Below are 17,693 nucleotides of genomic sequence, written 5' to 3'. Positions count from 1 at the left end.
TCGGGGGCGGGCCAGGTGACTCCAGGCCGTCGGTACGGCAGGGTGCTTCCCGTCCTGCTGAGCGCGCTGCTGGCCAGCACGGCCTGCGGCCCGGTAGCCGAGCGGAAGCCGCAGGACCTGCGGGTCGGGTACGACAGCCTGGACGGCACGCTTGCGGTGTGGCCTCCCCGCGGTGACCTCTCCGGGGACGCCGCGGCGACGGCAGCGGTCACCACGGCCGTCCGGGGCTGGCGGTCGCCGGCCGACGACCGCGCGCACCTGCCCTCGTCCGGCATCCTCTTCTCCGGTCGGGTCGACGGCGCCCCGGTGGCGCTGGTGGCCGCCGACGTGCCCGGCGAGAGCGCGTCCTGGCTGCTGCAACTGACCCGCGAGGGCGACCGGTACGCGGTGACCCGCGCCACCGAGTACACCGACCCGGGTTACCTCGTCTACTCCGACGTGCTGCCGGTGCAGACGGCCGGCGGCCGTCGTTACCTGGTCTCGGCCCGGGTGCAGACCCTCCTCGGGCCACAGGACCGGACGTTGACCGTCGCGGACGGCCTCAGCGCACCGGTAAACGTGCCGACCTGCTCGGCCGTCGGCGTGACCGCGACCCTGCGAACCACGGAGTCGTTGCCCCGTGGGCGGGCCGCCGACCGGCTGCTCGACCTGGGCACCGGCACCGTCGATCCGCGTTACCCGCTGGTCCGTGACGAGTCCGGCACCGGCCGGCGGGCGCTCACCGGCCTGGACACCTGTGTGCTGGCCGGCGATCGGGGCCCGTTCGGCAGCATCCCGCGCCGGATCGGGGACCGGGACGCCCCGCGTTCGGTGCCGACGTCCTGGCCGATGGCGAAGCTCACGGTGCGTTCACTCGGCGAGGTCGCTCTCGGCGGCGGCGAGCCGGCCGAGTTGCAGCAACTCAGCTGGGACACCGACGCCGGCGCGATGACTGCGGTGATCTACCGACCGGCGGACGGGAGCGCGCCCGTCGTCTCACCCGCGGACCGGGCCACCCCGTTGCAGGCGTACCAACTGCCGGTGCCCGGTCAGCCGTTGGTGGTGCTGAGCTGGCGGCCCACCCGGGACAGCTCCCTGTCCGTCCCGCCGGGCACTCCCGTGCTGGTAGAACGACCCGGTCTGGCGGTCATCCCCACCCCGTCCCGTTCCCAGACCTACAGCCTCGCCAACACCGACAAAACCCACTACCGCTCAATCTCCCCCCGCTGACCGCCCACCCCCGCGCCACACCTTGACCGGGTCGATCATGGAGTTGTGGTGCCCCGCAAAAGGCGCGAATCGTCAAGCACCGCCCACCACAAGTCCTTGATCGACGAGGGAGAACTGACGAGAACGAACGACGGCGGGCGTCCCTAGGGACGCCCGCCGTCGTTCGTTCTCGTCAGTTCTGGGCGGCCGCGTCGCTGGGGGTGAGGCGGTCCGGGGTGGCGTCCAGGCCGGAGATCCAGCCGGTGACGTTGCGAGCCACGTCCTGGGCGGTCAGGCCCAGGTCGGCGAGGATCTGCGCGCGGGTGCCGTGCGGGTGCCAGTCGGCCGGTACACCCAGGTCCTTGAGCGGCACCCGGACGTCGGCGTCGCGCATCGCCTGGGCGAGCGCGTCGCCTACCCCGCCGACCCGGACGCCGTCCTCGACGCTGACCACGAGCCGGTGGCGGGCGGCCAGGTCGACCAGCTCCGCCGGGACCGGGCGCACCCAGCGGGGGTCGACGACGGTGACCCCGTACCCCTGCTCGGCGACCCGGGCGGCCACCTCCATGCCCAGCTGCCCGAAGGAGCCGATGGCGACGAGCAGCACGTCGGTACGGGCGGACTCGGCCAGCACGTCGACCGTGCCGACCCGGCGCAGCGCCGGCAGGTCCGCGGCGACCGCGCCGGTCGGGAACCGCACCACAGTCGGGCCGTTGTCGACGGCCACCGCCTCGCGCAGCTCCTCGCGCAGGGTGGCGGCGTCGCGGGGAGCGGCGATCCGCAGCCCCGGCACCACCCCGAAGACCGACATGTCCCAGATGCCGTAGTGGCTGGGCCCGTCCGGGCCGGTGATGCCCGCCCGGTCCAACACGAAGGTCACCGGCAGCTTGTGCATCGCCACGTCCAGCAGGACCTGGTCGAACGCGCGGTTGAGGAAGGTGGCGTAGACCGCGACCACCGGGTGCAGGCCACCGAGCGCCAACCCGGCCGCCGAGGTGGCTGCGTGCTGCTCGGCGATGCCCACGTCGTACACCCGCTCGGGGTACTTGCGGGCCAGCTTGGCGATGCCGGTCGGCTCGGCCATCGCGGCGGTGATGCCCACCACGTCCGGGCGCTCGTCGGCGATGGCCAGCAGCTCGTCGGCGAAGACGTGCGTCCACTTCACCGACGGGGCGGCCAGCAGCGCGCCGGTCTCCACGTCGAAGGCGCTGCCGGGGCCGTGCAGGCAGTCGGCCTCGTCCTCCTCGGCGGGACGGTAGCCGTAGCCCTTGCGGGTGACCGCGTGCACGATGACCGGGCCGCCGAAGTTCTTGGCCGCGCGCAGCGCCGCCTCGACCGCCGGCACGTCGTGCCCGTCCACCGGGCCCACGTACTTGATGCCCAGGTCCTCGAACATGGCCTGCGGGGCGACCGCGTCCTTGATGCCCTTCTTGACCGCGTGCAGCACCTCGTACATCGGCTTGCCGACCAGCGGCGTGGAGCCGAGGGCGTCCTTGACCGTGTCGAGGACCTTCTCATAGCCGGGGTTGAGTCGCAGCGAGGAGAGGTGGTCGGCCAGCCCGCCGATGGTCGGCGAGTAGGACCGGCCGTTGTCGTTGACCACGATCACGAGGGAGTTGCCGGCGGTGGCGATGTTGTTCAGCGCCTCCCAGCACATGCCGCCGGTCAGCGCGCCGTCACCGACCACGGCCACGACGCTGCGCGCCTCACCCCGGAGGGCGTACGCCTTGGCGAGGCCGTCGGCGTAGGACAGCGCGGTGGAGGCGTGCGAGTTCTCGATGAGGTCGTGCTCGCTCTCCGCCTGACTGGGGTAGCCGGAGAGGCCACCGCGCTGGCGGAGCTTGTCGAAGCCGGCCTGACGCCCGGTAATGATCTTGTGTACGTACGCCTGGTGACCGGTGTCGAACAGGAGCCGGTCCCGGGGGGAGTCGAAGACGCGATGCATGGCGAGCGTCAGCTCGACCACACCGAGGTTGGGCCCGACGTGCCCGCCGGTACGGGAGACCTTGGTGATCAGGAAGTCCCGGATCTCGGCGGCGAGGACGTCCAACTCCTCGCCGGACATCCGCTTGACGTCCTGTGGGCCCCGAACCGTCCCCAGCAGCCGGCCGTGGTTGGCCGTGTCCTCTTCAACGCTCATGACCGGAGAGTCTATCGGCCGCCCGGTACTCCGCAGCCTGGCCCGAGCCCGGGGCACCCGGGCTGGGCGGGGAGTTGGCAGCTGAGCAACCGGTCAGGCGTCGAAAGCAGCACGCCGGGCGGGGTCCTACCGCTCGTCGGGCGGGAGCAGCAGCCCGACCTGCTCGACGTGCTGCGTCATCGGGAAGAGGTCGAAGCCCCGCAGCGCCGCCAGCCGCCAACCGAGGTCGGCGAAGGTGCGCACGTCCCGGGCGAAGGCGGCCGGGTCACAGGCCACGTACGCGACCGCCCGCGGGCCGGCGGCGACGATGTCCCGCACCACCTGGGCGCCCGCGCCGGAGCGCGGCGGGTCGAGCACCACCACGTCGACCGGGCCGGTGATCCGTCGGCGGGTCAGCGCGGTCTCCACCCGGGCGGCGACCACCTCGATCTGGGGTAGGTCGGCCAGGTTGGCCCGGGCCGCGTCCACTCCGTCCCGGCTCGACTCGACAAGGGTGATCCGGGCGTCGGCGACCCGGCTGGCGAGAGCCGCGGCGAACAGGCCCGCGCCGCCGTAGAGGTCCCAGGCGATCTCGCCCGGTTGCGGGTCCAGCAACTCCAGCACCGCAGTGGAGAGGACGTCCGCCGCGGCCGGGTGCACCTGCCAGAACGCGGACGCGGGCAGCGTCCAGTCCCGTCCGGCGGCGACCTCGCGGACCTCGGTCGGGCCACTGACCGGGGTGGGCACCCCGTCGCGGATCTCCGTGGCGGTCACGTCCCCGCCGGTGCTGGCGACGGTTTCCACCGCCTCGGCGGCCGGCCAGAGCGCGCCGGTGGGGATGAGCACCGGCAGCTGCTGGATGGCCGGGTGGGCGATCCGGCAGCGGTCGATCGGCACCACCTCGTGCGAGCGGTGCTTGAGCAGGCCGGCCCGATCCGCGGCGTCGACCGCGTAACGGACCCGGGAGCGCCAGCCGAGCAGCCCACCGGGCAGCGCCTCGACCCGGACGCCGAGCCGGTCCAGCTCGACGTCGGTCAGCCCGCCGAGGCGGACCAGCTGCTCGCGGATCACGGCGGTCTTCCAGGCCAGTTGCGCGGCCGGGGCGACGTGCTGCAGGTCGCAGCCCCCGCAGGCACCCGGCTTCGCGTACGGGCAGGGTGGCTCGACCCGGTCCGGTGAGGGTTCCAGCACGGTCACCGCGTCGGCCCGGACGAACCCCCGGTGCACCTCGGTGACCTCGACGATGACCCGTTCGCCGGGCAGCGCGTGCCGGACGAAGACCACCTGCCCGTCCACCCGCGCGACACAGTGCCCGCCGGGGGCGACCGCGCCGACGGTCAGCTCGACCCGGTCCGCCTCGGCCAGGCCCCGCTCGAAGGCAGACGACGATGCAGACGACGCGGCAGACGACGCGGCAGACGACGCGGCAGCCGCCGACGGCGTCTCGGCAACGGTCCCGCCCGGCTCAGTCACGAGTGTTCTCCGTCGTTCCGCTGCTCCCGGGCTCACCCTCGCCGGGCGGCGCGGAGGCCACCGGCGGGACGGCGACCAGCGGCGACCCGGTGCTGCGCGGCCCCCGCGCCGGGGTCCGGGACAGCGTGGCGTCCAGCCGGTCCAGGTTCTTGCTCGCTGTCGACGCGAGCTGCCACGGCACGCTGACCACCATCACCCCCGGTTCGAAGAGCAGCCGGCCCTTGAGGCGCAGGGCGCTCTGGTTGTGTAGCAGGTTCTCCCACCAACGGCCGACCACGTACTCCGGAATGAACACGGTGACCACGTCCCGGGGCGACTTGCGGCGGGTGGACGCGACGAAGTCCAGGATCGGTCGGGTGATCTCCCGGTACGGCGAGTCGATCACGGTGAGCGGGATGGCCATCTCCCGGCGCTCCCAGTCGGCCTGCAGGTCCCGGGTGTCCTTCTCGTCCACGTTGACGGTCACCGCGGTCAGCGTGTCCGGTCGGGTGGCGCGGGCGTAGGCGATGGCCCGCAACGTCGGCTGGTGCACCTTGCTGACCAGCACGATCGCGTGGTTGCGGGCGGGCAGCACGGCCCGGCCCTCGTCCGGCGGGGTCAGCTCGACGGCGATCCGGTCGTAGTGCCTGCGGATCGCCAGCATCAGCACGTAGATCACCGCCATCGCGGCGATCGCGATCCACGCGCCGAGCAGGAACTTGGTGATCAGGACGATCACCAGCACCGCGCCGGTCAGGCCCGCGCCGAACGTGTTGATCGCCCGGGAGCGGACCATCCGGCGGCGCGCCTCCGGGTCCCGCTCGGTGCGCAGGTGCCGGTTCCAGTGCCGGATCATGCCGACCTGGGAGACGGTGAACGAGACGAAGACCCCGACGATGTAGAGCTGGATCAGCTTCGTCACCTCGGCCTGGAAGCCGACGATCAGCACGATCGCGAAGAGGGCGAGGAAGGTGATGCCGTTGGAGAAGGCCAGCCGGTCGCCCCGGGTGTGGAACTGGCGGGGCAGGTAGCGGTCCTGGGCCAGGATCGAGCCGAGCACCGGGAAACCGTTGAACGCGGTGTTCGCGGCCAGGAACAGGATCAGGGCGGTCACCCCGGCCAGCACGTAGAGCAGGACCGACCCGGAACCGAAGACCGTCTCGCCGAGCTGGGTGGTGACCGTCTTCTGCACGTACCCCTCGGGGCCGGACACGATCTGGAGGGCCGGGTCCTCGACGAACTGCAGGTGGGTCAGCCGGGCCAGCCAGATGATCCCCACCAGCATGCTCACCGAGATGGTGCCGAGCAGCAGCAGGGTGGTGGCGGCGTTGCGGCTCTTCGGCGCCTTGAACGCCGGCACCCCGTTGGAGATCGCCTCCACGCCGGTCAGCGCGGCGGCGCCCGAGCTGAACGTCCGCAGCAGCAGGAAGACCAACGCGAAACCGGTCACGCTGTGCTCGGCCTGGATCACCAGGTCGGCGCTCGGCGCCCGGAGCTCGTCGCCCAGCACGAAGACCCGGAACAGCCCGGTGAGCAGCATCCCGAGCATCACGATCACGAAGCCGTAGGTGGGAATGGCGAACGCCGTGCCCGACTCGCGCAGCCCACGCAGGTTGACCGCGGTCAGCAGGATCACCGCGCTCACCGCGATGAGGACCTTGTGGGTGGCCACGAACGGCACCACCGAGCCGAGGTTGGCGACCCCGGAGGAGACCGACACCGCCACCGTGAGCACGTAGTCGACAAGCAGGGCGCTGGCCACCCCGACGCCGAACTTCGGCCCCAGGTTGACCGTGGCCACCTCGTAGTCGCCGCCGCCGGAGGGGTAGGCGTGCACGTTCTGCCGGTAGCTCGCCACCACGGTGAGCATGACCACGACCACGGCCAGGGCGATCCACGGCGAGAACAGCAACGCCGAGGCACCGGCGATGGAGAGGGTCAGCAGGATCTCGTCAGGCGCGTACGCGACGCTGGACAGCGCGTCGGAGGCGAACACGGGCAGCGCGATGCGCTTCGGCAGGAGGGTGTGCTGCAGCCGGTCGGACCGGAACGGTCGACCGAGGAGAAGCCGCTTCAGCAGCGAGGTGGGACTGGCCACGAACGCCAAGACTACGACCACCATGGCGGGAGCACGGGGGTGGGCGATCGTCGCTGCTCAACACGACGGGGGTACGGTCGGTCCCCGCTGGCCGCCGGGACGTGGCAGGCTCGCACTCGGAAGGCCACCGGCACCGGGAGCGGTACGCACCTTGGGAGGGACAGCGTGCACGTCGTGATCATGGGGTGTGGTCGGGTCGGGTCGACCCTCGCTCACAGCCTGGAGTCCCGAGGACACTCGGTGGCGGTGATCGACCAGGACGCCGACGCCTTCCGCCGGCTCGGCCCCGACTTCGCCGGAATCACGGTGACCGGGGCTGGTTTCGACGGCGAGGTGCTCCGGCAGGCCGGCATCGAGCGCGCGGACGCCTTCGCGGCGGTGTCGAGCGGCGACAACTCCAACATCATCTCGGCTCGGCTGGCCCGCGAGACGTTCGGCGTGTCCCGGGTCGCCGCCCGCATCTACGACCAGCGCCGGGCGCAGGTCTACGAACGGCTGGGCATCCCCACCGTGGCGACCGTACGGTGGACGGCGGACCGGATGCTGCGGCACCTGGTGCCGGAGGGCAACGTGGAGATCTTCCGCGACCCCACGAGCACCGTGTCGATCGTCGAGGTGCCTGTGCACAAGGACTGGATCGGCCGACCGGTGCGGGCGCTGGAGGAGACGACCGGGGCCCGGGTGGCCTACCTGATCCGCTTCGGCATCGGCACGCTGCCCACCGGCTCCACAGTCATGCAGGAGGGCGACCAGGTGTTCATGCTGGTCAGCGATGACATCGTGGCGACGGTCACGTCGGTGGCGGCGACGCCGCCGGAAGGAGGGCACTGAGCCATGCGGGTCGCCATCGCGGGCGCGGGCAACGTGGGCCGCTCGATCGCCCAGGAGCTGATCGACAACGGCCACCAGGTGATGCTCATCGAACGCCAGCCCAAGATGCTGCGTCCGGACCGGGTGCCGGCCGCCGATTGGGTGCTGGCCGACGCGTGCGAAGTGGCCAGCCTGGAGGAGGCGAACATCGCCGGGTGTGACGTGGTTGTCGCGGCGACCGGCGACGACAAGACCAATCTGGTGCTGTCGCTGTTGGCCAAGACCGAGTTCGCGGTGCCCCGCGTGGTCGCCCGGGTCAACCGGGCCGAGAACGAGTGGTTGTTCAACGAGCAGTGGGGCGTGGACGTCGCGGTGAGCAAGCCGCGGGTGATGGCCGCGCTCGTCGAGGAGGCGGTCACCGTCGGCGACCTGGTCCGGCTGATGACCTTCCGGCAGGGCGAGGCGAACCTCGTCGAGATCACCCTGCCGCCGACCGCCCCCTACGTTGGTCAGCCGATCCACGCCGTGCCGCTGCCCCGCGACTCCGCCCTGGTGGCGATCCTGCGCGGCAAGCGGGTCCTGGTGCCCAGCCCGGACGACCCGATCGAGGCCGGCGACGAGCTGATCTTCGTTTGCACCGCCGAGGTGGAGGACGAGGTCCGCGCGGTGATCCTCGGCGCGGACAGCGTCGAACGGACCCGCGGCTCACGCTGAGCCCGACGGGCGCGCTGAGCGGTCAGCTGGCCCGCGCCTCGCTCAGGCGCTGGGCAGCGGGGCCGGCGGCGACTCCCGGGTGACCCGGCGCACCGTCCAGACCGTGATCAGCAACAGCAGCGCGTACGGCGGATAGCCCAGCGCCAGTCGGGCCACGCCCAGCGCGGTGTCCTGGTGGGCCAGGTAGAGCCCGGCCTGCACGCCCACCTTCGCCAGCCAGACCACACCCCAGAGCACGGTCAGCTGGGTGAAGATCCGCACCAGCTTCGGGTCGGCCCGCCACTCCGAACGGCCCTTGGCCACCAGCACCGACCAGATCCAGCCCACCAGCGGCTGTCGGATCGCGGCCGAGATGAGCAGGGCGACGCCGTACCCGATGCCGTAGAGGATGCCGGGAAGGTAGAAGTCACGCTCGTTGCCGGTGCGCCACGCGATGGCCGCGCCGACGCCGACGCCGAAGAGCCCGTTGACGGCGTGCCGGATCGGCCGACGCTGGGCCAGCCGCACACCGGCGATCAGCACCGCGACGGACACCGAGGCGATCACCGCGGGCCGCAGCTCGCCGATGATGTTGGCGAGGACGAAGACCACGACCGGGATGCTGGACTCGACCAGCCCGCGCCAGCCGCCGAGCTGGTCAGCCATCTGCTCGGCGATCGTCGGCAGCTGGTCCTCGTCCTGAGGGTCGGTCTCCGGCTGTGCCGCCCGATCCTGTCCCGTCGTCATCGCCGGCCTTCCGTCCGCAGTGCTGTCACTTGGGCGAGTCCAGCTCGTAGTAGGGGTTGTAGATGACCTTGCGGTCGTCGCGCACCGCGACCCGGCCCCGGGCGGTCAGGTGCCGGCCCGGCTCGATCCCGGCGATGTGCCGTCGACCCAGCCAGACCAGGGTGACCACGTCACTGCCGTCGTACAGGTCGGCCTCGAGGGTGGGCAGATTGGTGCGCGGCGTGTAGACCACCGTGCGCAGCCGACCGGCGACCGACACCAGCTGACCCCGGGAGCACTGCTGGGCGGGGATCCCGCCGCACTCGGCGCTCTCCCGGCGCAGCTCCTGCGCGTCGATCTCGGCCTCGCTGGCGGTGAACCGCTGCAGGATGCGCCGCAGCGACACCCGGCTCTCGTCGGTCGTCATGACCTCCGCGTCACCCTCTCCACGCTCGCCGTCCCCGGCCGGCCCCGGCGGCGCCGGAACCGTGCCGCCAGCGTACGCCGACGGGGCTGGTTCCGGCGGGCCGGTGCGCGCGGGTCAGACCTGACGCGGCGCGGCGGCGGCGTCACCCGCTTCGGCCTCGGCCTGGTCGGAGATCTCCCGGGGCAGCCGCAGCGGCAACGGCTCGCGGACCGGCTTCGCCTCCTGCCCACGGTCGACCACCAGGCCGTCCAGGCACTCGACGAGCGGCCCGGCCATGGTCGGGTCGGTGGCCACCGGGCCCTGGAACACGCCACGGACCATCCAGCGCGGCCCGTCGATTCCCACGAACCGCAGGTTCGTCACGCCGTCCGGGGTCGTCACCTGGGCGTGCAACTCCGGGCCGGACTCCCCGAGGACCTCCTGCGCGGTCGCGCCGTCGCGGAGCAGCGACTGCCGGATCTCCTCGCGCACCTCGTCCCAGATCCCCTCGGACCGGGGAGCGGCGAAGACGCCCAACTGGAGCGCGTTGTCGCCGTGCACAAGCACCACCTGCTGGACCACACCCTGCGGGTCGGCCTGCACCCGCACCTCGACGTCGGTGATCGCCGGGATGTGCAGGCTGCCCAGGTCGAGTCGCTGCACGTCGTCGTAGCTCTCGGAGATGTCGTACGGGCCGCGTTCCAGCGTCGGCGCCGCCTCGCCCTGGTCCGAGACCTGGGCGGCTCGCTCGTCACGGGTCTGCCGCTCGGCATCGGCCCGCTTTCGGGAGAAGATCACTGCGCCTGCCCTCCGCTGTTCACACTCACCCTGCCACCTCTTCCGTCTGCCCGCGGCCCGGCTCGTTCGGCCGCCGCTCGACCCGGTCCTGGCCCGTCGGCGACGGCACCAGCCCGGCGTGCCCACCGGTGGACCCGTGCCCACCGGTCCCGCGCCGGGACGCGGGCAGCTCGACCACCGGCTCGAACCGCGCCCGTGCGACCTGCTGGACCACGAGCTGCGCGATCCGGTCGCCGCGGGAGATCTTCGCCGGCACATCCCGATCATGATTGATCAGGTTGACCAGGATCTCACCCCGGTAGCCGGCGTCGACCGTACCGGGCGCGTTGAGCACCGTCACGCCGAGCCTGGCCGCCAGACCGGAGCGGGGATGGACCAGGCCCACGTACCCCTCCGGCAACGCGATGGCCACGCCGGTGGGCACCAGGGCACGGCCGCCCGGTGGCAGCTCCACGTCCGCGGCCGCCACCAGGTCGGCCCCGGCGTCGCCGGGATGGGAGTACGTGGGCAGCGGCAGCTCCGGGTCGAGCAGCTGTACGGGCACGGGTACGACGTCGGTCACGGGTCCCCTCTTCCGTCCGGTTCGCGGGGTGACCCTGCCATCCTGCCGGTTCGTCGAGCCGCCGTGCGCCGTACCCTCGCAGGAGTGAGCATGTCGCCCTCCCCGTCCGCCGCTCAGCCGCCGGTCGCCGCCCGCCCGACGTACGCCGAGCGGCTGGATCTGCCCTGGTGGCTGTGGCTGACCGGGTTGGTGGCCGCCGCCCTGCTGGCCGTCGAGATCTGGATGGGCGCCTCCGGCGTCCGGGCCTGGCTGCCGTTCGCCGTGCTGGTGCCGCTCACCGCGGCCGGGCTGTGGTGGCTGGGCCGGATCCGGGTCGGGGTGGCCGACTCCGAACTGCGGGTGGACGACGCCCGCCTGCCGGTCCGTTTCGTGGCCGACGTGGTGCCGCTGGACGTGGCCGGCCGACGTGAGGTGCTCGGCGTCGGCGCGGACCCGCTCGCCTTCGTGGTGCAGCGGCCGTGGATCGGCGGCGCCGTGCAGGTGATCCTCGACGACCCCGCCGATCCGACCCCGTTCTGGGTGGTGAGCACCCGCCACCCGGTCGAGCTGGCCGAGGCGGTGCTGACCGCGCGGGACGCCCTGGCGGCCTCCCACCCGACGGCGGGCGAGCCGGGCTGATCCAACGGCGACGGCCCGCTCAGGGCCGGCCCGACGGCGACGGCCGGTCAGGTGCCGGTCCGACGGCACAGCCTCGGTCAGGTGCCGGTTTGCGGGCCCGGGAGGGCCGCTGGTGGGGCGGGCCGGGCGATGCCCCGCCGACGCAGGTCGACCTGGAGTTGGTCGGCCATCTGCTGGGTGGCCCGGCGGTTGAGGAAGCTGGCCACCGCGGCACCGGTCAGGAACGGCCCGAGCGTGGTGAGGTTGCGACCGAAACGTCGCAGCAGCATGTCCCGCAGTTCCTTGCGGGCGGCGGTGCCGAGCACGGCCCCCACTCCCACGCCGGGCAGCATCGGGTTGACGCCGCGTTGCGTGGCCCAGGAGTGCACAAGTGTGACCGCCCGTTGGCTGCCGCCGGCCGGTAGCGCCACTCCGTGGATCTCGTGCAGCTCGCCGACCAGTTTCAGCTCCACCGCCACCACGGCGACGGTCTCGGCGGCGAGCAGCACCGGCGCGGAGAGCAGGGTCGGGGCCACCGCCCACTCGACGGCGGCGACGCCCCCACCGGCCGCGCCGATCGCGGCGGTGGTCCTCGACGCGTTGCGGATGAGCCTGTCGGCCAGGGCGGCGTCGTCCAGGCCGGGGAAGTGCCGGCGCAGAGTGTCCAGGTCCCGTACCGGCACGTGCGGAGCGATCTCGGTGACGGTGTCGACCATCCAGCGCACGGCGGCGCGGGGCTTGAACAGGTCGGTGATGCCACGCGCACGGGCCTGCCCGACCATCCGGGTCAGCAGTTGGCGGCGTCGGGCCGGCTCGATGTCGTCCGCGGTCAACGCCGCGACGGTGGCACCGAGGTCATCCGTGCCGCCGGTGGCACCGAGGTCATCCGTGCCACCGGTGGCACCGAGGTCATCCGTGCCGCCGTCGGTGGTGCCGCCTCGATCGCTCATCGGACCTCCCGGTGCTGTGGCTACCCGCTACGAGTCAAGCAGGTACCCACCGCTGCCGCTTGCCTACACCGGCAGCGGCGGCCCCGTTCAGGAGGCCGCCGCCGGTGTCGTGCTTGTCAGACGCACTCGCGGCAGATCAGCTCGCCATTACGCTCGACCGCCAGCTGGCTACGGTGGTGGACCAGGAAGCAGCGGGCGCACCGGAACTCGTCCTGCTGCATCGGAAGCACCTTGACCGTGAGCTCCTCGTCGGCCAGATCGGCACCGGGCAGCTCGAAGCTCTCGGCCACCTCGGCCTCGTCGACGTCCACCGCGCCCGACTGTGAGTCGACGCGCCGTGCCTTGAGCTCTTCCAGGCTGTCCTCGCCGAGGTCGACCTCGTCGCGACGCGGGGCGTCGTAGTCGGTGGCCATCGGTTTCACTCTCCCATATCGATGTTGTCGCTTCCGGTTGTAACGCCGGACGACGCTGTTTCGGTTCCGCTGGCCGGCCACCACTTGTGTCGGGCACCCGACCCGAGGACCGAACGGGTCGAGCTCGCCGGGGCGACTCCCCTGCGAGCGCGGAACCTTACCCCCCCTTGGGCGAGGCATGTATACCGCCCTTGCGGCTGAGATGTACGCCCCCGCACGCGAAGTTGTTCCCAATGTGATTCAGGCGACACGAAGATAGGGGTAGTAGTACCCGGTTCGCGGTCGCCGCGCCGGCATGTCGGGCTGTTTCCACGCGACGGCCGGACAACCGTTAACCTCAGCGGCGTATTCGACGGCCGCCGGCCTGAGCGATCGTTTCTGGCCGTCGCCACCCACCTGAGGTCCGGGGAGTGCCCTGATGAGTTTTGCGCGCGTGCGAGCACTCGTCGTCGTCGGCCTGCTGGCGGTCATCGCCTTGGTCTTCGTCGTCGTGGCCGTGGTCCGCGACAGCCAGGGCAACGCGGGCACCGCGGCGGGTTGCCCGGAGGGCTGGCCACTGGCGGACCTGACCCTGCGCGAGCGCAAGGACGTCAAGATCAACGTGTTCAACGCCACGGATCAACCTGGCCTCGCGCACACCGTCGCCGACGAGTTCAGCAATCGGCAGTTCCAGGTCAAGAAGACCGGGAACGAGAAGCGGGTCGACAGCGTCGCGGTGCTGCGCTACGGCCCGAAGGGCGTCGGTTCCGCGCACCTGCTCCAGGCGTACTTCCTCAACAACGCCACCCCCGGCTACGACCCGAACCGTGCCGACGACACGGTGGACGTGGTGTTGGGCAACCGCTTCCAGCAGCTCGCCACCACGACCGAGGTGAACCAGTCGCTCGGCGACTCGGGTCCGCCGGAGGCGCCCAAGGGCGCCTGCCCGTCCCCACCGGCCAAGTGACGGCGTAACCGGCCCTTCGCAGCGGCAGGTCGGCGACCGGGCACCGACCTGGTCCACAGGTCAGGAACCGCCGCCCCGGGTCGGCACGGTCAGGGTCCACCGGCGGCGTCCAGGGCGGCCAGCCGGTCGTGCAGCGGCGCGAAGAGCGCCGGTGGGGCCGCGACCACCAGGTCCGGCCCCGGCGGCCGACCGGCCAGGCCGGCGACCCGAACCCCCGCCTCGGCCGCCACCAGCCCGCCCGCCGCCAGGTCCCAGGCCGCGAGACCCTTCTCGAAGTACGCGTCCAGCCGCCCCTCGGCGACCAGGCAGAGGTCCAGCGCGGCGGCGCCCAACCGCCGAATGTCCCGTACGTGCGCGATCAGCCCGGCCACCACCTGCGCCTGGTGCGCCCGCCGGGCGGCGTCGTAGCCGAAGCCGGTGCCGACCAGCGCCTGCCCCAGGTCGACCTCGCCGGAGCAGCGCAGCCGGACACCGTCGCGCCAGGCGCCGCCGCCGGCCGTCGCGGTCCACTGCTCGCCGGTGCTCACGTTGCGCACGACGCCCGCGACCACCACCCCGTCCACCTCGGCGGCCAGTGAGACCGCGGAGTGCGGCAGCCCGTACAGGTAGTTCACCGTGCCGTCGATCGGGTCGACGATCCAGCGCACCCCGCTGCGCGTCGCGCCGGAGGCCCCCTCGCCGTACTCCTCGCCGAGCACCGAGTCGTCCGGGCGCAGCGCGGCCAGCGCGTCGAGGATCTGCCGCTCGACCGCCCGGTCGGCGGCGGTGACCACGTCGGTGACGGTGCTCTTGGTGGCGGCGACGACGACCCCCTCGGCGCGCATCCGGTACGCGGTGTCCGCCGCGTCCCGAGCCACCTCCACCGCGATGCTCAGCAGGTCCGATGGTGTCGTCGCCGAGTTAGTCATGATTCGCCTCTTTCCGCGCTCCGGGTGCAAGCGGATGGTGAAAACTACCGACCCGGCTTCCGAAGATCATCGTTCCGGACACCGCACGACGGCACCAGACCCAGGATCTTTGGTACGCGGAATCCGCCGCGAGGTGGGTGCCCCCGCACCGCCCACGCGATCCGACCGGCCAACCTTCGCCGATATGCACCTTTAGATCCGGTATTGTCGCTTAAATGCTTACCGCCCCGGCCATGCTCGGCTCACAACCGTTGCCCAACCGCGACCTGGTGGGGACGCCACCGGCCGGACCGTCAACGACCTGGGTGATCCACACGCGCCCCCCTCGCTACCGCCACGCTGACCTCGTACCGGCTGCTCAAACGGCAGTTCGGACACGATCTGCCCGGCGTCGGGCTCGACGGCGGGCACCCTTCGCCGGCCGCGCGGCTATCATTACCGGGAAGCCCACATCTCCGCCGCACCGACGGTCCCCACCGGCGGTACGCGGTGCGGAGCAGGATGATCGCCGCAGACGGCGTTACAATTCACCCCTGCCCACGCGGCACGGACCGCCGACCACCGGCCGGACCGTGACACGAGGGTCCCTCAACCACATCGCCCGGCGCGGTAACCCTCGCTGCGCTGGACGAACCCGCCGTGCCCGCTCTTCGCCTCCGGAAGGTCATTCGTGACAGAACCCCGCCAGCCCGGCGCCGACGTTCGCTCGCTCACCGACACCCTGATCGCCCACGCGCAGAGCGCTGGTGGCCAGCTCACGTCGGCCCAGCTCGCGCGCACCGTCGAGTCCGCCGAGGTGACTCCGGCCCAGGCCAAGAAGATCCTGCGGGCGCTCTCCGAGGCGGGAGTGACCGTCGTGGTGGACGGCTCGGCGAGCACCCGCCGCCGCGTCGCCGCGGCCCGCTCGACCACGCCAGCGTCCCGGGCCACCACCGCCAAGACCACCAAGAAGGCCGCCGCGCCAGCCCCGAAGCAGGCGCCCGCCGCCGACGACGCCCCGTCGACGTCGGCCCCGAGCAAGGTGGCCGCCCGCAAGGCGACCGGCACCGCCGCCGCCGCGGCGACGCCGACGAAGGCGACCCGGTCGACCCGAGCCACCAAGGCGACGGTGGCCGCGGCTGCCGGAGCCAAGCCGACCAAGGCTGGCGGCAAGGCCAAGGGCGAGGGCGCCGAGGGCGACATCGACCCGGAGGAGCTGGCCGCCGCGATCGAGGACGTGGTGGTCGAGGAGCCGGCCGAGCTGGCCCAGGCCGCCGAGACCGACGCCGCCGCCTCGGCGACCGACAACGACTTCGAGTGGGACGACGAAGAGTCCGAGGCCCTCAAGCAGGCGCGACGCGACGCCGAGCTGACCGCCTCCGCCGACTCCGTCCGCGCGTACCTGAAGCAGATCGGTAAGGTTCCGCTGCTCAACGCCGAGCAGGAGGTGGAGCTGGCCAAGCGGATCGAGGCCGGGCTCTACGCCGCCGAGCGGCTGCGGGCTGCCGACGAGGGCGAGGAGAAGCTCGTCCGGGACATGGTCCGTGACCTGGGCTGGATCTCCCGGGACGGCGAGCGGGCCAAGAACCACCTCCTGGAGGCGAACCTCCGGCTGGTGGTGTCGCTGGCCAAGCGCTACACCGGCCGCGGCATGGCCTTCCTCGACCTGATCCAGGAAGGCAACCTCGGTCTGATCCGGGCCGTGGAGAAGTTCGACTACACCAAGGGCTACAAGTTCTCCACGTACGCCACCTGGTGGATCCGGCAGGCCATCACCCGCGCCATGGCCGACCAGGCCCGCACCATCCGCATCCCGGTGCACATGGTCGAGGTCATCAACAAGCTCGGCCGCATACAGCGTGAGCTGCTCCAGGATCTGGGCCGCGAGCCCACTCCGGAGGAGCTGGCCAAGGAGATGGACATCACACCCGAGAAGGTGCTGGAGATCCAGCAGTACGCTCGGGAGCCCATCTCACTGGACCAGACCATCGGCGACGAGGGCGACAGCCAGCTCGGCGACTTCATCGAGGATTCCGAGGCCGTGGTCGCGGTCGACGCGGTTTCGTTCTCGCTCCTGCAGGACCAGCTCCAGCAGGTGCTGCAGACGCTCTCCGAGCGTGAGGCGGGTGTGGTACGCCTGCGCTTCGGCCTGACCGACGGCCAACCTCGGACGCTCGACGAGATCGGCCAGGTCTACGGGGTGACCCGGGAGCGGATTCGGCAGATCGAGTCCAAGACGATGTCCAAGCTGCGTCACCCGTCCCGGTCGCAGGTCCTCCGGGATTACCTGGACTGAGCGGGTTTCGTCAACCGAACGTGTCGTTTTGACCACCTGGTGTGCAACACCAGATGGTGATCGTCCGGATGCACGAATGTGATCGTTGACGTGGCACCCTTGGTGCACGGCACACTGTCCCTTCCAGGTGTGACCTCGGTCCCCCGCGGGCACACAGGGAAGGCAGTGCCTAGTAAGGGTGTTGCACGATAGGTGAGCAACGACCGAAGAGATTGTTCATCGGTGACGACCAGAGGAGGAAGGCGATGACCCCGACCCTCACGCCGCCGCCCGTGACGGCGGCTCCCCCAGCCGCCGATGAACGGTGCGACCGCTGCAATGCTGCCGGGAAGCTCCGGATCACTCTGGCGGGTGGGAGCGAGTTGGTGTTCTGCGGGCACCACGCGAACAAGTACGCGGAGGATCTCGTGAAGATCACCGAGCGGTTCGCAACGGAGCCCGATTTCAGCTGGCGCGGCGCCGACCTGATGGCGAACTAAATCCGCAAACCGACATAGCCGGCCGGAGGCACCCCGAGGGTGTCTCCGGCCGGCTTTTTCTGTCCGAACGCCCCGCGCCCCGCGCCCCGCGCCCCGCGCCCCGCGCCCCGCGCCCCGCGCCCGCGCCCCGCGCCCCGCGCCCCGCGCCCCGCGCCCCGCGCCCCGCGCCCCGCGCCAAGATCGTGCTCGAACCAGGATGTCAACGCCGTTGCGTTTAGCGCTGTGAGCGGGAGGCAAGTCCTTTCTCGAAGACTGTGATTTCGGCGTGGAAGC

The 17,693-nt window shown here is 71.9% G+C and carries 17 protein-coding genes; 7 read left to right on the top strand and 10 right to left on the bottom strand.

Annotated elements, in window-relative coordinates; translation table 11 throughout:
• Nucleotides 1-15: 15 nt before the first annotated feature.
• Nucleotides 16-1,209, top strand: a complete 1,194-nt coding sequence (locus tag ACLQ3B_RS31185; protein ID WP_425784254.1) for a hypothetical protein — start codon at nt 16-18, stop codon at nt 1,207-1,209.
• Between the two features lie 172 nt (nt 1,210-1,381).
• Here ACLQ3B_RS31185 and dxs read toward each other — a convergent pair whose 3' ends face one another.
• The 3 genes from dxs to ACLQ3B_RS31170 all read right to left on the bottom strand — a co-directional run bounded on the left by dxs (nt 1,382) and on the right by ACLQ3B_RS31170 (nt 6,857).
• The gene (gene dxs / locus ACLQ3B_RS31180; protein ID WP_425784253.1) at nt 1,382-3,328 is read right to left on the bottom strand and encodes a 1-deoxy-D-xylulose-5-phosphate synthase; all 1,947 of its coding nucleotides are present in this window, start codon (nt 3,326-3,328) and stop codon (nt 1,382-1,384) included.
• A gap of 126 nt (nt 3,329-3,454) precedes the next feature.
• Nucleotides 3,455-4,672 carry a class I SAM-dependent RNA methyltransferase gene (locus ACLQ3B_RS31175; RefSeq protein ID WP_425784438.1) on the bottom strand — a complete coding sequence of 406 codons (1,218 nt, stop codon included), beginning with the start codon at nt 4,670-4,672 and terminating at the stop codon, nt 3,455-3,457.
• Between the two features lie 100 nt (nt 4,673-4,772).
• Nucleotides 4,773-6,857, bottom strand: coding sequence for an APC family permease (locus ACLQ3B_RS31170; protein WP_425784437.1), 2,085 nt, complete (start codon nt 6,855-6,857; stop codon nt 4,773-4,775).
• Nucleotides 6,858-7,022: 165 nt separating this feature from the next.
• On the opposite strand from ACLQ3B_RS31170, the gene ACLQ3B_RS31165 reads away from it, so the two are divergent.
• Both ACLQ3B_RS31165 and ACLQ3B_RS31160 read left to right on the top strand, forming a co-directional pair.
• A complete protein-coding gene (locus ACLQ3B_RS31165) occupies nt 7,023-7,688 on the top strand; it encodes a potassium channel family protein (protein ID WP_425784252.1) in 666 nt (221 codons plus the stop codon).
• Between the two features lie 3 nt (nt 7,689-7,691).
• Nucleotides 7,692-8,381 (top strand): potassium channel family protein, encoded by a 690-nt coding sequence (locus ACLQ3B_RS31160; protein WP_425784251.1) that lies wholly within the window; start codon nt 7,692-7,694, stop codon nt 8,379-8,381.
• A gap of 42 nt (nt 8,382-8,423) precedes the next feature.
• On the opposite strand, the gene ACLQ3B_RS31155 is transcribed toward ACLQ3B_RS31160, so the two are convergent.
• The 4 genes from ACLQ3B_RS31155 to dut form a co-directional block, all read right to left on the bottom strand.
• Nucleotides 8,424-9,107, bottom strand: coding sequence for a DUF3159 domain-containing protein (locus ACLQ3B_RS31155; RefSeq protein WP_425784250.1), 684 nt, complete (start codon nt 9,105-9,107; stop codon nt 8,424-8,426).
• 25 nt (nt 9,108-9,132) lie between these two features.
• Entirely contained in the window at nt 9,133-9,513 is a 381-nt protein-coding gene (locus tag ACLQ3B_RS31150) for an OB-fold nucleic acid binding domain-containing protein (RefSeq protein WP_030489360.1), read from the bottom strand.
• Nucleotides 9,514-9,627: 114 nt separating this feature from the next.
• Entirely contained in the window at nt 9,628-10,290 is a 663-nt protein-coding gene (locus ACLQ3B_RS31145) for a DUF3710 domain-containing protein (protein ID WP_425784249.1), read from the bottom strand.
• Nucleotides 10,291-10,315: 25 nt separating this feature from the next.
• Nucleotides 10,316-10,852, bottom strand: coding sequence for a dUTP diphosphatase (gene dut / locus ACLQ3B_RS31140; protein WP_425784248.1), 537 nt, complete (start codon nt 10,850-10,852; stop codon nt 10,316-10,318).
• 90 nt (nt 10,853-10,942) lie between these two features.
• Here dut and ACLQ3B_RS31135 point away from each other — a divergent pair, with 90 nt between their 5' ends.
• Nucleotides 10,943-11,470 (top strand): DUF3093 domain-containing protein, encoded by a 528-nt coding sequence (locus ACLQ3B_RS31135; protein ID WP_425784436.1) that lies wholly within the window; start codon nt 10,943-10,945, stop codon nt 11,468-11,470.
• 77 nt (nt 11,471-11,547) lie between these two features.
• Here ACLQ3B_RS31135 and ACLQ3B_RS31130 read toward each other — a convergent pair whose 3' ends face one another.
• A complete protein-coding gene (locus ACLQ3B_RS31130) occupies nt 11,548-12,399 on the bottom strand; it encodes a hypothetical protein (protein WP_425784247.1) in 852 nt (283 codons plus the stop codon).
• 116 nt (nt 12,400-12,515) lie between these two features.
• Nucleotides 12,516-12,812 (bottom strand): DUF4193 domain-containing protein, encoded by a 297-nt coding sequence (locus ACLQ3B_RS31125; protein WP_007075406.1) that lies wholly within the window; start codon nt 12,810-12,812, stop codon nt 12,516-12,518.
• A gap of 433 nt (nt 12,813-13,245) precedes the next feature.
• On the opposite strand from ACLQ3B_RS31125, the gene ACLQ3B_RS31120 reads away from it, so the two are divergent.
• Entirely contained in the window at nt 13,246-13,758 is a 513-nt protein-coding gene (locus tag ACLQ3B_RS31120) for a LytR C-terminal domain-containing protein (RefSeq protein WP_425784435.1), read from the top strand.
• A gap of 89 nt (nt 13,759-13,847) precedes the next feature.
• On the opposite strand, the gene ACLQ3B_RS31115 is transcribed toward ACLQ3B_RS31120, so the two are convergent.
• Entirely contained in the window at nt 13,848-14,666 is an 819-nt protein-coding gene (locus ACLQ3B_RS31115) for an inositol monophosphatase family protein (protein WP_425784246.1), read from the bottom strand.
• 670 nt (nt 14,667-15,336) lie between these two features.
• Here ACLQ3B_RS31115 and ACLQ3B_RS31110 point away from each other — a divergent pair.
• Both ACLQ3B_RS31110 and ACLQ3B_RS31105 read left to right on the top strand, forming a co-directional pair.
• Nucleotides 15,337-16,941: an RNA polymerase sigma factor gene (locus ACLQ3B_RS31110; protein ID WP_425784245.1), complete on the top strand. Its 1,605-nt coding sequence runs from the start codon at nt 15,337-15,339 to the stop codon at nt 16,939-16,941.
• 245 nt (nt 16,942-17,186) lie between these two features.
• The gene (locus ACLQ3B_RS31105) at nt 17,187-17,420 is read left to right on the top strand and encodes a DUF7455 domain-containing protein (RefSeq protein ID WP_091402071.1); all 234 of its coding nucleotides are present in this window, start codon (nt 17,187-17,189) and stop codon (nt 17,418-17,420) included.
• Nucleotides 17,421-17,693: the final 273 nt, after the last annotated feature.

This window comes from Micromonospora sp. DT53 (assembly GCF_049841535.1).
Taxonomy (GTDB): Bacteria; Actinomycetota; Actinomycetes; order Mycobacteriales; family Micromonosporaceae; genus Micromonospora.
The sequence above is the reverse complement of the archived record's forward strand: the minus strand, read 5'-3'. Positions and strand labels throughout refer to the sequence as shown.

Bases quoted from the DNA above. Each gene is read 5' to 3' on its own strand.
- dxs (WP_425784253.1), bottom strand. From the start codon at position 3,328: ATGAGCGTTGAAGAGGACACGGCCAACCACGGCCGGCTGCTGGGGACG.
- ACLQ3B_RS31160 (WP_425784251.1), top strand. From the start codon at position 7,692: ATGCGGGTCGCCATCGCGGGCGCGGGCAACGTGGGCCGCTCGATCGCC.
- ACLQ3B_RS31155 (WP_425784250.1), bottom strand. From the start codon at position 9,107: ATGACGACGGGACAGGATCGGGCGGCACAGCCGGAGACCGACCCTCAG.
- ACLQ3B_RS31150 (WP_030489360.1), bottom strand. From the start codon at position 9,513: ATGACGACCGACGAGAGCCGGGTGTCGCTGCGGCGCATCCTGCAGCGG.
- ACLQ3B_RS31135 (WP_425784436.1), top strand. From the start codon at position 10,943: ATGTCGCCCTCCCCGTCCGCCGCTCAGCCGCCGGTCGCCGCCCGCCCG.
- ACLQ3B_RS31130 (WP_425784247.1), bottom strand. From the start codon at position 12,399: ATGAGCGATCGAGGCGGCACCACCGACGGCGGCACGGATGACCTCGGT.
- ACLQ3B_RS31125 (WP_007075406.1), bottom strand. From the start codon at position 12,812: ATGGCCACCGACTACGACGCCCCGCGTCGCGACGAGGTCGACCTCGGC.
- ACLQ3B_RS31115 (WP_425784246.1), bottom strand. From the start codon at position 14,666: ATGACTAACTCGGCGACGACACCATCGGACCTGCTGAGCATCGCGGTG.
- ACLQ3B_RS31105 (WP_091402071.1), top strand. From the start codon at position 17,187: ATGACCCCGACCCTCACGCCGCCGCCCGTGACGGCGGCTCCCCCAGCC.